The organism is Methanosarcina sp. DH2 (assembly GCF_020804225.1).
Taxonomy (GTDB): Archaea; Halobacteriota; Methanosarcinia; order Methanosarcinales; family Methanosarcinaceae; genus Methanosarcina.
In genome coordinates this window covers 519657-532948 of record NZ_WJBI01000002.1, presented here as the reverse complement: position 1 = coordinate 532948, position 13292 = coordinate 519657, and the positions used below count along the sequence as shown (strand labels likewise).

The following is a 13292-nucleotide window of genomic DNA, read 5'->3' as shown; positions in this document are numbered from 1 at the left end:
GATTGAAAATTTTACCTGTCCAGTCCAAAAAGAACGGAAAAAGTGACTTTGAGGAAGAAAGATGCTGAAGAAGAGGATCGGTCTGTCTGGTCTTAAAAAATTAATAAAAAATAGCGATGCTGTTTCGGAGGTTATGGGAGAGGTGCTTCTGACGAGCATAGCGGTTCTTCTTGTGAGCTCTATTGGAATATTCATCTCTACCTATGACGGAGCTACCGATATCCCCCATACTCAGGTGAAGGAATGGATGAATGAAGGGACAGATATTATTTACCTTGAACATAGCGGGGGAGAGTTTCTTGAAACCGAAGCCTTTGAGATTGCAGTAAACATTAACGGAACGAAGTACATTTACCCCCCAGCCAGTATTTATTCGGATCTCAACAGAAGCAACTGGCAGCTGGGAGACAGAATTGAAATCAATACGAGTAGCAATTGGGGAGTCGATATCAAGGACGAAGATGAAATCAAAGTATTTCTCATCGATACTCCCTCAAAACAGACAATCCAGTACCTGACAATTTCCTCAGGAGAAAATGTGGCTCCTGCTGGAGTATATCCTACAATATAATGCACATCTCAGAAGCCTGCAGCCCTTCCGGGTGCCCAGCGAAAAAATAGGGATCTCAATGCCAGTTAATATCCAGCAGAGAATACTGACGTGGACAACCGAAGAATTTGGGTCCGGAGATACAGAAGTAATTGCCGATAAAAGGAATGAAAGCTGCATGGCATTACATGCAAGTTAAAATAATAAAATGAAAGAGGATGGAAGGATGAAAAAAAGGGGCTTGAAAGCAATTCACACTTTTTGCAGGTCCGACTCAGGGGTATCAACTGCAGTTGCTGCAGCCCTGCTTATCGGTATCGTAGTCATCTTTATGACAACTGTCCAGATTAATTACATGCCCATCTGGAAGGAAGATGCAGAATATGCCCATATGTCCGATGTCTGGCAGGACATGTCCAGGTTCAAGTCAAACGTAGACATCCTGACTGCAGGACTTGCAATTAACGACGATGTCAAAATAGTAATGAACAGCCCCATCCAGGTAGGAGGAAGTGAGATCCCTTTCATAAGAAGCACAACAACGGGAGGCTCACTTGCTATTAATAATGACATATCCGGTCTCACGGTAATCGTGAACAAAAATATAACCGCACCATACACTACAGGTACGGGGCTCTTTTACACAGGCACTGTTTCCTACCGCCCCGCGAACCTCAATTATGTGGACGAGACTTACTGCTACGAAAACGGAGCCCTGATCATTACCCAGGAGGGAAGATCCTTGATGAAGCTTGCCCCCGGCATTGTGTTCGAAAAAAGTAGCGTGAATAGCAGCGATTTCGTGGATGTTACTGTAAGGGCGGTAAACCTGAAAGGGGAACGCGGAGTCCTGTCCAGTAACACCATTGAAAACATCAGGCTTACTTCCTACAGGTTCGACCACATGTACGAAGATAGATATGATCCGCTCCTTGCCAATAACAGTATCACTTCGATAAACCTGACAGTCTATACGGAAAACAAGGAAGCCTGGGAGGGATTCTTTATAGATTCCGCGGAGGAGATTAACCTTGAGGATGAAGACTATACCTTAAGCAACAGTACCTACACGGTTACTTTTTTACTTCACCCTCCGAATGATCATTTATCCATTGATATAGACGAAGCTGTGATAAAAATAGAAACTGGGCTTCAGTAAGAAGCCCTACTTACTTAAAAAAGCGACTTTTTTTAATTAACTTTTTTTTACTGTAATAAAGATCTTGATCTTTTTATTCTTAAAAGAAGATCGAATTTTTGTGTACCTATTTGTAAAAATTGTTTAGAATATAGTTAATAGCTGGATAAAAATAATTACTATTCATACTCTTAAAATATATTGAGTGACGGGAGATAAAGAAAAGCTTTGATCTTAACACACAGAATATAAGTGAAAAACGCCCCTCAACAAACCTTAATATATGTGTTATCTTCATTTTGAGCGCTGGCCATATAAAAGTTCAATTTATTTTTTTGTAAAAGAGTTCTCAAAAGCATCCGAATTCTTGATAAATCTGGAGTTTCCATGCCACGAGAATAGAGCCTCAAGACATCGCCAAACAATGAGCCGGCTCAAATTAACGTTTTTAGCATAAAGGTGACAGGCTTTAAGAGACAATTCAGGAATTTTTTATGGTTAAGTAGAGCACTATAGGTAACTGAAGGTGGCCCTGATTCAGATTCTATCCAGTCTCAAATTCAAGTCATCCACGGTTGCATAGATAATATTGTTGTAAAAAATAACAGCTGGCTTAAAATCCTAAATTCTGGCCAGTACAACCTTATTAGCTCTACAGAGCCCTTTTTGTCACGCTCGACGCAGGAGAGCGGTATCTCAAAGTAAAAAAGAGAAAAAAGAGGAAAAGCCAGTAAACAAGAACTGGGGCTCATGTAAAAAGCCCACCGGTAGAAGTTTCAATCTTTTTTACATTCTTTTGTTTCTTTTAACCAGCCGCCAGGCAAGCTGGCGTAGACGTTCATATTCGTCTGTGGATTAAAACCGGTTTCTAGGATAAGAGAAGTATTTTTCGGGACGCTTAGGCATTTCTTTATAAGATCCATTTTCTCAGAACAAAGCATGAGTTTATCATTATTTTTCTCCTTGAGCTGTTGCGAGAAGGCTTCATCGCGGCAAAGCGCCGAAGATAAAAAGTTCCAGCTTTAGATATTCTTAACAGTGTCAACCGACTATCAGGGAACACAAACATGCTCAATAACTCAGAGTAAGTATCTATAATGCAAGCTGGATCAGAAGAAATGGTTAAACAAACACAAAAAACAAAAGGTAAAGAAAAAATTTAAAAAAGAAAGAGAAAAGCACCATTAAGGTACTCTTTATTTATGATTAGAATCTCAGTTCCTTGTCAGCGATAAGCTGACTAGTTTGAACATCAACGACCTTGACGGTTGCGAATTCACCTGGAGGCATTGATACGGTTCCAGTACTATTCTTAAGATCGAGAGTCTTTGTCATCCCTACATCAAAAGTCGAGTTAGCAAATGCAGAGATATCAAGCTGGTAGCTATTGATACCGCTTGCTAACATAACTTTTGTTGTGTTATTAGCTAAAATAATTGTGTCTCCACCTAGGTGTTCAAACTTTATTGTATCACTATCAACAACACTTATGTCAATGTTCGACTGCGGTGCGGATTCGGAAGGTCCCTGGCCGAAGACGGACGAGCCGATTGCGGCGGCGAGGATGACAGTAATTGCAACCATCAGCACAACACCGATTACCGGGGACACTGCTTTATTATTATTAAATATTTTTTTGAGATCCATATAATTCTCCCTCCTGAGTTAAATACCTCCAGACAGGAGAGCCTGTCTGAATTTTAACACTTTAATCACATACTTACAATTACTACTTTTTATAACTGCACTCAAAGATATTCTTCATTCGTATATAAATTTTTGCTGCCACTTTTACAGATTGTTAAGTAATTATGTTTCTTATTTTTTATAAATGTTTCCTGCCAGCCCCACATCCCAAAAATAAGTATTTTGATACAATCAAGTTAATATTCAATCAACAACATTGTAGGAAGTTAGGCAAGAAATGTATAGAAGGTGACTGTTATCGTGGAGGGTAAAAAATACAGGGCACTTGGTCAGGACTACCAAGCAGTTTCAGAGGTAATAGGGCAGGTGCTCATGGTAGCTGTAGTTGTGCTGGCTTTTTCTTCAATCGCTCTTACAGTGTTTTCAGATGGGGGAGCAATGAATCCCCCGCATACACCTCATACCGATTTGCATGAAAATATCAACACAAGTACGGATAAGGTGCAGATTTATCACAGCGGAGGGGAAGCCATTGACATTGAAGCAATTAAGGTTATATTCAGTGTTAACGGGCAGCAAGCTGAGTTTAATAAGTCAGATCCAGGGTTCGAAGTAAGGGATCCAGACGGTAATATATCCACAGACGGCGTCTTGATGCTTGGGGACTATATAGTAATCAATACCTCAGGAAGTGGACTTGATATGACAGCCGGAGACGCCATAGATATGTATTTTGTGCACACGCCATCCCACCAGGTGATCCAGAAAGCAGTGCTTCAGAGAGGATATGGACATCTTCCTTACTGGATAACTCCTCACCCGTACGGGAGCGTATATGACAGCTCAGTGCCCCCAAAAGGAGAGTGGTTACCCAGTGAGATGCTTGATGGAATCAATGACGGGCTACTAACAGATTCCATAGTCCCAAAAAATGGATGGATTTACCAAGAGTTTACTTTTGGCATAGATGCAGATGAAATGGGAATTTCAGATCCATTAAAACTTGTTCTCTTGAAAATAGTCTACCAATCACACGACCACAGCCTGAATAACCTGACTCTCAGTATCAATGACGGCGTTCCGAACGAATGGAAACTAATAGATTCAGAGATGGAAGAATATAAGAATGTAGTTGCTTGCGACAAAGAAGGATTAACTGTCTACAACATAACTTCGAATGTAACTACCACGGCAGAGCTTGAAAACCTCAAGGTCAAGTTTGAGGCTACAGGAAATGCAGCCAATCAAAGTGAAAAAGTCGGATGGGTTGATTTTGTAGGAGTCCATGTGGAGTATTAACTTGTAGAAGCAGGTAATGAAGCTGGGGGTCGAAAATAAATGAAAAAAAATAATGGAAATAAATCCGAACAAGGAAGAACCTTTTTCTTCGGTTCGGAGTCCGCAACATCAACTGTCATCGGGGCAGTACTATTGTTAGCAATCGTTTTTTCAGTATTCTCCGTTGTACGGATAGGTTACGTCCCTGAGTGGAAAAACGATGCAGAATACTCTCATATGGACGATGTCTGGGAAGATATGGCAGATATCAAGTCAAAAATTGACATGATGTCAATAGTAATGGCTTCAAATCCAAATTCTTCATATCTTAATTCTTCGGACCCAGATTCCTCATCACCCCAGTTAGTAATGAGCGCGCCTTTACATATGGGAGGAGGGGCTCTCCCGCTTATAGGCCCTATAAAGTCCAGCGGCACTCTTGCAGTAAATAAAGACAAATGTGTCATGAGTATAATTGCAAACCCCTCAGATCTAGATCCAAAAACCGTAGATCCAGATATGTACTTCAAATCTATCGATTGCGGCACGATTACATATAATTCTCAGAACAGGTACTACGTGGACCAAGTTTTCAGTTATGAAGGAGGAGCTCTGATCTGTGGGCAGAAAGAGCAGTCAGTTATGATGCTCTACCCTTCAGTCCGTTTCTCAAGGACATCGGCAAATGAATATAATGTCACAATAAATGCTATAAGAATTTTCGAAAAAGAATATTACCCTCCGGAAGTCATTTCTTCAAACAGTGGGTGTTCTTTGCGCCTTGCAGGCCTCGATTACAGGCCTCTATATGACAGCGACATAGACAACTTCGGAAATATTGACCGCTTCAAATTAACAGTTTATACAAGGCATCCAGATGCCTGGAAAATATATATTGAAAAAACAATCTCAGACGCAGGGATAGACCCTGGGGAATATACAATTGAAAAGAGCGAAAGCGGAAGCGTGCGTTTGACCTTCCCCTCAGAGGCGAGCACAATTGGCCTTAAAAGGCTTTATTTAAGCGAAACCGTGGTCAGTGCTGAGCCTGGAATCGGCCTGAACTGAGTAAACGGGATAGGAAACTGGACGAGAAATCAAGGATAAAAGAAGGAAATAGTAAAAAATCACAACTGAAGGGTTTGGAAAATGCTCCCCAATGCCGCCTTTATGAAAAAAGAACCCGAAGGAAAGAAAGGAGGAGTTTTGTCCCGCCTTTCAAAATCCGAATCCGCAGCTGTAACCGCTATTGCAGCAGTACTGCTCTTGGCGCTCATATTTACAGTACTTTCCGTGGTCAGGATCGGATATGTACCCGAATGGAAGAGCTGATCCCAAAACTCAGGATTAAGTCCCTAAATCTCGAATCTAGAATAATCAATCGATCTTTTGATTGGGAAAATAGTTTTAAAATTCTTGTTGATGTGAAAATAAGATCGGTTTTGGGATGAGCTCGAAAAGTAATGCGGAACAGAACCACATGTATGATACATGGGACGACATGGTGGGAGTAAAAACGAGGGTAGACATACTCTCCACGTACATGGACTCAGGCAATTATTCGGCATACGGTTTATCGGCAACAGTACCTTTCAATTTAGGAGGGGGAGAGGTCCCGGTTTTCGAACCCTCAAAATCGGATGGGAAACTTGAAGTGAATACTGAAAGGTGCGCAATGACAATAACCCCGCTCAGCCCAAACCAGACAATTAGCCCTTATACCTTTGAATGCGGAGGGATCACCTGCTATTCGGAAAACAGGCAATACCCTGACCAGATTTTCAGATATGAAAACGGAGCAATGATACTCGCAAATACCGAAAGCTCTCTGATGAAGCAACCTCCCGCACTTTATATTAAAGAGGATGAAAACCGGACAGGCAGTTATATCTTCCTGTTCCGCGCAGTTCAGCTTTTAGGGAAGCCTCATTCTATCTCCTCAAACACAATCATCCCCTTGAGGTTGACTGGCTGGGGAATAGATCCTGTACATGACAGTCAGGAATACGAAGATCTTGGCACAAATATCACAGGTTTCAACCTGACAATCGCCACAAAATATCCGGATGCTTGGGCTTCATACTTCAATGAAACCGCACAGAATCAGGGATTTGAATACGGAAAAGATTATACGGTTGAATACCTGCCGAGTTCCGGCTCAGTACGCTTTTCTTTCCAGTCCAGCGGCAGCAAAGCTCTTGAGAGACTCTATGTCAGCAAAACAATAATAGGGGCAGAACTTGGACCAAGCAGCAGTTTCAATTATGCCAATTACGGAAGCAGCGGAGGGATAGGGGCTGTTGGAGAAGATGGAGAAATTGGGAACGAACTGATTCATGGAAACAGGATTATATTAAATAAACAGGAAATCGGAGGAGTTATTTCCTCGGGAACTTACATCCAATTTAAAAACAACAAAAATAACAATTACTGGGTCGAAATTGACGGTTCCCCAACACAACTTAAAAATAATGACATTGTAAAGCTTGTAATAGACGGAGACCAGACATCCGGAGCGGCAGATATGAACTCAAATACAATCTCGAACTTTAACTTTAATGTCGAAATGTACATTGATGGTAAATCTGCAGGTAAAGGAAAAGTCACTGGAATATGGGTAGCTGATTATTCAGACTACGAGTCAACTTTAACGTACAAGCTTCCGTCATATTTATCCGACACTCAATTACTAGTTGACGGGAATAATCTCATTAGCTCGTGGCCGGTAAATGACTCCGCAATAAATCTTTACAACATAGGACCGTCGACTACAAATAACAACTTCCTAACAATTACATTCAATACCAGCAATACGTACTTTGACTGCAGTGCAGACTATGAAATAGTTAACAGCTAAAAGAAGAAGGAAGAAGTTTCAGGGACATTCCAAAAATGAATAGGCAATAAACAATAAACCGTTATCAATGAAATAATAAGTCTGAAAAGCATATCGGATTACCAGAACGGAAATGCCTGAAAAATACACAACTCCCTACCCTGCCAGAAGAATCCATTCCGACGGCAGGGCTGAAGACACTGAAGTGCTGCTCGCAAAAGAATGCCCTGTTAAACTTTTTCTCGACGGGAAACCATTTACAACTCTTTTTTCTTCCCCGCTTGAACTGAAAGAGCTTGGAGTAGGCCATCTCATAACCGAAGGAATTCTCAACTTCAGGGAGATTGCAGGGGTTGAAGTGGAAGGCAATGAGATTCATGTCCTGACGAGAAAGGAAAAAATAACTCATGATGACAAAATATCCGGGGAAAAAGAGGCGAGCAGATCGCAAATCTTTGTGGATTCGGATGCTATTTTTGACCCGGAAGCTCTTTTTGCAGGCACAGGACATCTCGAATCCGAGACATACAAACTTACCAGGGGCACTCACCTTGCCGCCCTCATAGACGGAAAAGGAAAACTCGCAGTCCGGATCGTCGATGTGGGCAGGCATAATGCCGTAGACAAGGTGGTAGGAGCTGCCCTTCTCCGGGGGCTTGACATCTCACACCTGTACATGCTCTCCACAGGCAGACAACCCGCCTACATGATCACAAAAGCAGCTCGCGCAGGAATCCCCCTTGTAGCTACCAAAGCAATGCCCTTTGACTCCGGGGTTGAAGCTGCAAAGAAAGCAAATATGTGCCTTGTTGGGCAACTAAGGCAGGAATCAATGCTTGTCTTTGCCGGCGAGTGGCGGGTGCGGATTTAAGCGCGTCACTTCCGAAAATAAAAGGGACTTTCAGAGTTTAAAAAATTAGAATGGGAATTATTCACAGTGTCCCTTTCGTGCTTTTTACTTCTTTGCCTTCAATTTTTACAGCCCTTTTCATCGCATAAGCAAAAGCCTTGAAGAGAGCCTCGATTTTGTGGTGGTCGTTATCTCCGTAGGCACTGGCGTGTATGGTGATTTTTGCGTTTGAGGCAAGGGTCTCGAAGAAATGCTTCACCAGCTGGGTACTGAATTGGCCTACCTGTGGGGCAACAAAATCGGCTTTCAGGACAAGATAGCTGCGCCCGCCAACGTCAAGGGCAACTTCAGCAAGAGCTTCGTCCATTGGGATTCTGGCTTCCCCAAAACGGGCGATTCCTGCCATATCCCCGAGGGCTTCGGCAAGAGCTTTTCCAAGGACTATCCCGACGTCTTCTATCAGGTGGTGCTCGTCCACATAAAGGTCGCCTTCGGCACGTATTTTAAGGTCAAACTCGGCGTGCCTTGCAAAAGAAGTAAGCATATGATCGAAAAATCCAATCCCTGTACTGACATCTGCAGCGCCCTTACCGCCAAGGGAAAGCTCAAGCTGAATATCGGTTTCCTTTGTCTTACGGGAGATTTTGCCTGTTCTCATACAGCATCACATTCTTTTTTAAAATAATTAAATACTTTGTATCTAAATACCTGGTATCTGGCTGCTTGCTCCTTATATTCGGTTCGCTCCGAAAAATTAAGGAAACAGGCTGAAGAAGAAAGCCTCTTCAGGAGTAAAAACAGGCAGCCTGATGTAAAAACAGGAAGCCTTAATCAGTCCCCGAGGGCAGCCTCAATCGCCTCTTCAAGGGTAAACCTGCCTGTATAAAGAGCACTGCCTACCACAACGCCCGCAGCTCCGGTCTTCTTCAGGACCTGAAGGTCTTCCAGGGAGCTTACCCCTCCGGATGCGATTACAGGAATGCTGACAGATTCCACAAGTTCCCTTGTTGGAATGGGGTTTACTCCCTGCATCAGGCCTTCGGAATCGATATTCGTAAAAAGAAGGCTCCCTGCTCCAAGCTCTTCAAACTTCTTGCCCATTTCGACAGGAGTTTGCGAACATGCCTCAGTCCAGCCTTTGATTGAGATTTTCCCGTTCTTTGCATCCAGTGCAACGTTTACATATGAGCTTCCAAAGGCATTGGCAAGCTGTTTTACAAGTTCGGGGTTCTGGAGGGCAGCAGTTCCGAGAATTACCCTTGAGACCCCAAGCTCAAGAAGGGAGGCTGCATCTTCAAAGCTCCGGATCCCTCCTCCAACCTGGATACTTACACCTTTCTCCCTGCAGATCCGGACTATTTTTTCAATAATCGGGGCGTTTTTGCGTTCCCCATCAATTGCCCCGTCAAGGTCTACCAGATGGAGGGCCTTTGCCCCTTTACCTACCCAATCAAGGGCAACTGCAAGAGGATCATCCAGGGATACGATCTCACTGCCAGGCACACCCTGCACCAGTTGAACGCACTTTCCTCCTCTCATATCCACTGCAGGAATCACTTCAAAAACCATAGAAAGCCACATCTCCGGCATATATGCAAGAAAAACATCTTCTGTTTCCTATATGTTTTACGCCATTACTACTTCATTACTAATTCCTTGCTATTTCTTTACTAATTCCTTACTACTTCATTACTAATTCCTTGATACTTCATTACTAATTCCTTGATACTTCATTACTAATTCCTTGATACTTCATTACTAATTCCTTGATACTTCATTACTAATTCCTTGATACTTCATTACTAATTCCTTGATACTTCTTTACTAATTTCTTACTAATTTCTTACTAATACGAATCCCAGATCTTTTCCCTCTCAGGGCATGATCCTTTCTATAGGAACGACCAGTACATCCCTTGCCCCGACTTTCCTGAGCTTGTTTACGATGGTAAAAATCAGGTCAGCGTCCACAACGGAATGGACAGCAACGAATGATTCTTCAGACAACTTGCTTGGCTCAACCTTCATGACTGTCGGACCGGACATTCCTGGAAGAACCTCTTTTACTGCTTGAAGGGAAGCTTCGGGTACATTCATCATCAAATAGCGCTTATTCTTTGCATTAAGCACACTTTCGAGTGCAGTTTTTATGTCCAGAATCTTGTCCTTTTCCTTGAGGCTTTTTTTGTTAGCGATCAAATGGACAGTGGAAGAAAAGACTGTCTCGATAGCTTTAAGGTGGTTTATCAGGAGGGTTGTTCCTGAGCTTGAAATGTCCACAATGGCATCCGCGATTCCCACATGAGGAGTCATTTCGCAGGCTCCGCTGACCTTTATAACTTCAACTTTAACTCCAAGGTTTTTGAAATACTGGCGCGTGATCTCCGGAAACTCGGTTGCCACTTTTTTGCCTTCAAGCTCCTGTGCTTTTTGAAAAACAGAATCCTCAGGAACGGCCAGAACAAGGCTTGCTCTCCCGAATTTAAGGTCTAGAAGGGGCTCAACATCTGCCCCTCTTTCCGTGATCAGGTCCATTCCCGTAATACCTACGTCTGCAGCTCCGTCCTGTACATACTCAGGAATATCAGCAGCCCTGGCAAAGAGAATATGAATATCAGGGTCCGTCGTTTTTGCAAAGAGTATTCGGCTTTCGGCTCCTCCGCTAATGGGAAGCCCTGCATCTTTAAAAATAGACATTGTGGGTTCGTGAAGGCGCCCTTTATTGGGTATTGCAATTCGAATCATCTGCTCTGTCCTCTAATAAGTGATCTAACTGATCTCTAATAAGTAATTTAAGTGACCTCTAATATGTGGTTTGTAAGTGATTTAAGTGATCTGCCGGGAAGCTTACCCCGGGTATGCTCATTCCGTATAAAACATTTATCCAGAATACTCTTGTATAATATAGACTTCACGGTAAGGCTCTTTGTGAACCTTTTTTCCTCAAACCTGTTGTTAAGGCTGATTCTGTTCAGATTACGGTCAATTTTTACATAAAAGGAAAGGACTGGTTTTTTGGTGCTAAAGCCTAAAGACAGCCTTATTAAAAAATATTACCTGCAGTAATGAAGACATGGGAATCATTATATATCCGTAGTAATTTAATAGAAACAGACTATCGAGTCATATAAATAATATTATAGATGTTGTAATAGCGTAAGTAATTAATTTGGGAATTAGCGATAAGAAAGTAAACTGATTACGACAACAGACTAAAGATTAATAAAGCGGTAATATTAACATCTAGCAATAAAAGTAACAATAATTCTGATCCCGTAGTGAAGTACCAATAATTCTGATCTAGCAATAAAATTATCAATAATTTTGAAAAAAGAGGATCCAAATGGCCCGAAATATAAAAGTGGAAGAGCTCTTGCAAACCCCCATTGAAAAGCAGCGGATAGAGCTTGTAGAACGCAAAGGAATAGGGCACCCTGACAGCATATCGGACGGACTTGCCGAAGCCGTAAGCCGAGCGCTATGCAGGGAATACATAACCAAATGTGGAACCGTACTCCACCACAACACTGATGAAACCCAGATAGTAGCCGGAAGATCCAGCCCGAAATTCGGGGGAGGAGAGGTACTGCAGCCCATATACATGCTCCTGGTAGGCAGAGCCACTAAGGAGTTCGAAGGCACTGAACTCGCCACTGAGTCCGTAGCCCTCCAGGCTGCACGGAAGTACCTGAGAAATACTCTGGTGAATATGGACCTCGAAAGAGACGTGATCATGGACTGTAAACTCGGAACAGGATCTTCAGATCTCAGAGACGTCTTCAAGAGAGACAGAGTACCGGTTGCAAATGATACTTCTTTCGGAGTTGGACATGCCCCATTTTCGGAACTTGAAAACATCGTATACAATACAGAGAGGCAACTCCTTACTGACCTGAAGTCCCGCATGCCTGCAATAGGAGAAGATATGAAGGTTATGGGGCTAAGAGATGGGGAAGACATCACCCTCACTATATGCAGCGGCATGATCGGGAGGTACATTGACGACCTGGACAGTTACATAAGCATGACCGAAGAAATGAAGACCTATGTAGAAGAGCTTGCAACTCGCTATACTGAGCGGGACGTGAAGGTCCAGATTAACACAGGAGATAACCTGAAAACAAGCTGCATCTTCCTTACAGTCACCGGAACCTCAGCTGAAATGGGAGATGACGGTTCGGTGGGGCGAGGAAATCGCTGCAATGGGTTGATCACACCTAACAGGCCCATGAGTATGGAGGCAACCAGTGGAAAGAACCCGATTAACCATATCGGAAAAATCTACAACCTCCTCTCGACACAGATGGCCCGGGATATCGTAAAGCAGGTTCCTGACGTACAGGACGTCTATATCAGGCTGCTCTCCCAGATAGGAAAGCCCATCGACCAGCCGCTTGTGGCAAGCGCTCAGATCATTCCAAAAGAAGGCACCTCCTTTGCAAATGTCAAATCGGAAACCGAAGTTGTAATTGATGACTGGCTCTCCAATGTGACAAAAATCACGGAAATGGTTATAAGGGGAGAACTGAACACCTTCTGATAAAACCGAAGTATCTGAATCCAGAAAATATCGAGGGGAACCTTCGGGTTCTTTTCACATCTTTTTTACGTATCTGTCTTAACAGTTAGTCATTGAAAGCCTAAGATCTAAATGGGGTTTTTAAACGGGATTTGCCGTTTAGAAAGGAATTTTTGAACCATTCAGGTTTGCCGAACTCAGGTATTTTAATTATTCTCAGCTGGCAAGGTTATATTTTCAGCTATTTGAGGCAGATTTTTCATTATCTCAGGGAGCTTAGTTCTCTCTGAAAGCTTCAGAAAAATCAAATTGCGGGCGGCCACCCCACCCTAAACAGGCTGTCCGATAATCAATTTCAGGGCAAAAATATGTAAAATTGAGGCATCTAAAGCCTTAAAATGCTCAAAAGAAGGAAATCAGTTATTACTGACAGTAATTGTCGGACAGCCTCTAAAGGATGAGGTATGATTCTGGC

At 42.7% G+C, this 13292-nt stretch carries 14 protein-coding genes; 9 read left to right on the top strand and 5 right to left on the bottom strand.

Annotated elements, in window-relative coordinates; translation table 11 throughout:
- The first annotated feature begins 61 nt into the window (after positions 1 to 61).
- Genes FXV91_RS06270 through FXV91_RS06260 form a run of 3 tightly spaced genes read left to right on the top strand, consistent with a single transcriptional unit; the run spans position 62 to position 1709 of the window.
- The gene (locus FXV91_RS06270) at positions 62 to 571 is read left to right on the top strand and encodes a type IV pilin N-terminal domain-containing protein (RefSeq protein WP_229389520.1); all 510 of its coding nucleotides are present in this window, start codon (positions 62 to 64) and stop codon (positions 569 to 571) included.
- A 31-nt stretch (positions 572 to 602) separates the two neighbouring features.
- Positions 603 to 749 carry a hypothetical protein gene (locus tag FXV91_RS06265; RefSeq protein ID WP_229389518.1) on the top strand — a complete coding sequence of 49 codons (147 nt, stop codon included), beginning with the start codon at positions 603 to 605 and terminating at the stop codon, positions 747 to 749.
- Between the two features lie 27 nt (positions 750 to 776).
- Positions 777 to 1709, top strand: coding sequence for a hypothetical protein (locus FXV91_RS06260; protein WP_229389516.1), 933 nt, complete (start codon positions 777 to 779; stop codon positions 1707 to 1709).
- A gap of 755 nt (positions 1710 to 2464) precedes the next feature.
- On the opposite strand, the gene FXV91_RS06255 is transcribed toward FXV91_RS06260, so the two are convergent.
- Together FXV91_RS06255 and FXV91_RS06250 are read right to left on the bottom strand one after the other, a co-directional pair.
- A complete protein-coding gene (locus tag FXV91_RS06255) occupies positions 2465 to 2611 on the bottom strand; it encodes a hypothetical protein (RefSeq protein ID WP_229389514.1) in 147 nt (48 codons plus the stop codon).
- Between the two features lie 283 nt (positions 2612 to 2894).
- Positions 2895 to 3335: a type IV pilin gene (locus FXV91_RS06250; protein ID WP_229389512.1), complete on the bottom strand. Its 441-nt coding sequence runs from the start codon at positions 3333 to 3335 to the stop codon at positions 2895 to 2897.
- Between the two features lie 300 nt (positions 3336 to 3635).
- Between FXV91_RS06250 and FXV91_RS06245 the strand changes: the two genes are divergently transcribed.
- The 5 genes from FXV91_RS06245 (at position 3636) to fdhD (ending at position 8320) form a co-directional block, all read left to right on the top strand.
- Positions 3636 to 4634 (top strand): type IV pilin N-terminal domain-containing protein, encoded by a 999-nt coding sequence (locus FXV91_RS06245; protein ID WP_229389510.1) that lies wholly within the window; start codon positions 3636 to 3638, stop codon positions 4632 to 4634.
- A gap of 39 nt (positions 4635 to 4673) precedes the next feature.
- A complete protein-coding gene (locus FXV91_RS06240) occupies positions 4674 to 5681 on the top strand; it encodes a hypothetical protein (RefSeq protein WP_229389508.1) in 1008 nt (335 codons plus the stop codon).
- Between the two features lie 81 nt (positions 5682 to 5762).
- Complete coding sequence (locus FXV91_RS06235) at positions 5763 to 5945, top strand: hypothetical protein (protein ID WP_229389506.1); 183 nt, start codon at positions 5763 to 5765, stop codon at positions 5943 to 5945.
- Positions 5946 to 6060: 115 nt separating this feature from the next.
- Positions 6061 to 7470 carry a hypothetical protein gene (locus FXV91_RS06230; protein WP_229389504.1) on the top strand — a complete coding sequence of 470 codons (1410 nt, stop codon included), beginning with the start codon at positions 6061 to 6063 and terminating at the stop codon, positions 7468 to 7470.
- 112 nt (positions 7471 to 7582) lie between these two features.
- The gene (gene fdhD, locus FXV91_RS06225) at positions 7583 to 8320 is read left to right on the top strand and encodes a formate dehydrogenase accessory sulfurtransferase FdhD (RefSeq protein ID WP_229389502.1); all 738 of its coding nucleotides are present in this window, start codon (positions 7583 to 7585) and stop codon (positions 8318 to 8320) included.
- Positions 8321 to 8381: 61 nt separating this feature from the next.
- Here the strand turns inward: fdhD and hisB are convergent, their stop codons facing one another.
- From hisB to hisG, 3 genes are all read right to left on the bottom strand, one after another.
- Positions 8382 to 8957 (bottom strand): imidazoleglycerol-phosphate dehydratase HisB, encoded by a 576-nt coding sequence (gene hisB / locus FXV91_RS06220; protein ID WP_229389500.1) that lies wholly within the window; start codon positions 8955 to 8957, stop codon positions 8382 to 8384.
- A 173-nt stretch (positions 8958 to 9130) separates the two neighbouring features.
- The gene (gene hisA, locus FXV91_RS06215) at positions 9131 to 9868 is read right to left on the bottom strand and encodes a 1-(5-phosphoribosyl)-5-[(5-phosphoribosylamino)methylideneamino]imidazole-4-carboxamide isomerase (RefSeq protein WP_229389773.1); all 738 of its coding nucleotides are present in this window, start codon (positions 9866 to 9868) and stop codon (positions 9131 to 9133) included.
- A gap of 305 nt (positions 9869 to 10173) precedes the next feature.
- Complete coding sequence (gene hisG, locus FXV91_RS06210; protein WP_229389497.1) at positions 10174 to 11043, bottom strand: ATP phosphoribosyltransferase; 870 nt, start codon at positions 11041 to 11043, stop codon at positions 10174 to 10176.
- A 598-nt stretch (positions 11044 to 11641) separates the two neighbouring features.
- On the opposite strand from hisG, the gene FXV91_RS06205 reads away from it, so the two are divergent.
- Positions 11642 to 12838 (top strand): methionine adenosyltransferase, encoded by a 1197-nt coding sequence (locus FXV91_RS06205; RefSeq protein ID WP_229389494.1) that lies wholly within the window; start codon positions 11642 to 11644, stop codon positions 12836 to 12838.
- The last annotated feature ends 454 nt before the right edge of the window (positions 12839 to 13292 follow it).

Bases quoted from the DNA above. Each gene is read 5' to 3' on its own strand.
- FXV91_RS06270 (WP_229389520.1), top strand. From the start codon at position 62: ATGCTGAAGAAGAGGATCGGTCTGTCTGGTCTTAAAAAATTAATAAAA.
- FXV91_RS06260 (WP_229389516.1), top strand. From the start codon at position 777: ATGAAAAAAAGGGGCTTGAAAGCAATTCACACTTTTTGCAGGTCCGAC.
- FXV91_RS06255 (WP_229389514.1), bottom strand. From the start codon at position 2,611: ATGGATCTTATAAAGAAATGCCTAAGCGTCCCGAAAAATACTTCTCTT.
- FXV91_RS06250 (WP_229389512.1), bottom strand. From the start codon at position 3,335: ATGGATCTCAAAAAAATATTTAATAATAATAAAGCAGTGTCCCCGGTA.
- FXV91_RS06240 (WP_229389508.1), top strand. From the start codon at position 4,674: ATGAAAAAAAATAATGGAAATAAATCCGAACAAGGAAGAACCTTTTTC.
- FXV91_RS06235 (WP_229389506.1), top strand. From the start codon at position 5,763: ATGCTCCCCAATGCCGCCTTTATGAAAAAAGAACCCGAAGGAAAGAAA.
- FXV91_RS06230 (WP_229389504.1), top strand. From the start codon at position 6,061: ATGAGCTCGAAAAGTAATGCGGAACAGAACCACATGTATGATACATGG.
- fdhD (WP_229389502.1), top strand. From the start codon at position 7,583: ATGCCTGAAAAATACACAACTCCCTACCCTGCCAGAAGAATCCATTCC.
- hisB (WP_229389500.1), bottom strand. From the start codon at position 8,957: ATGAGAACAGGCAAAATCTCCCGTAAGACAAAGGAAACCGATATTCAG.
- hisA (WP_229389773.1), bottom strand. From the start codon at position 9,868: ATGGTTTTTGAAGTGATTCCTGCAGTGGATATGAGAGGAGGAAAGTGC.
- hisG (WP_229389497.1), bottom strand. From the start codon at position 11,043: ATGATTCGAATTGCAATACCCAATAAAGGGCGCCTTCACGAACCCACA.
- FXV91_RS06205 (WP_229389494.1), top strand. From the start codon at position 11,642: ATGGCCCGAAATATAAAAGTGGAAGAGCTCTTGCAAACCCCCATTGAA.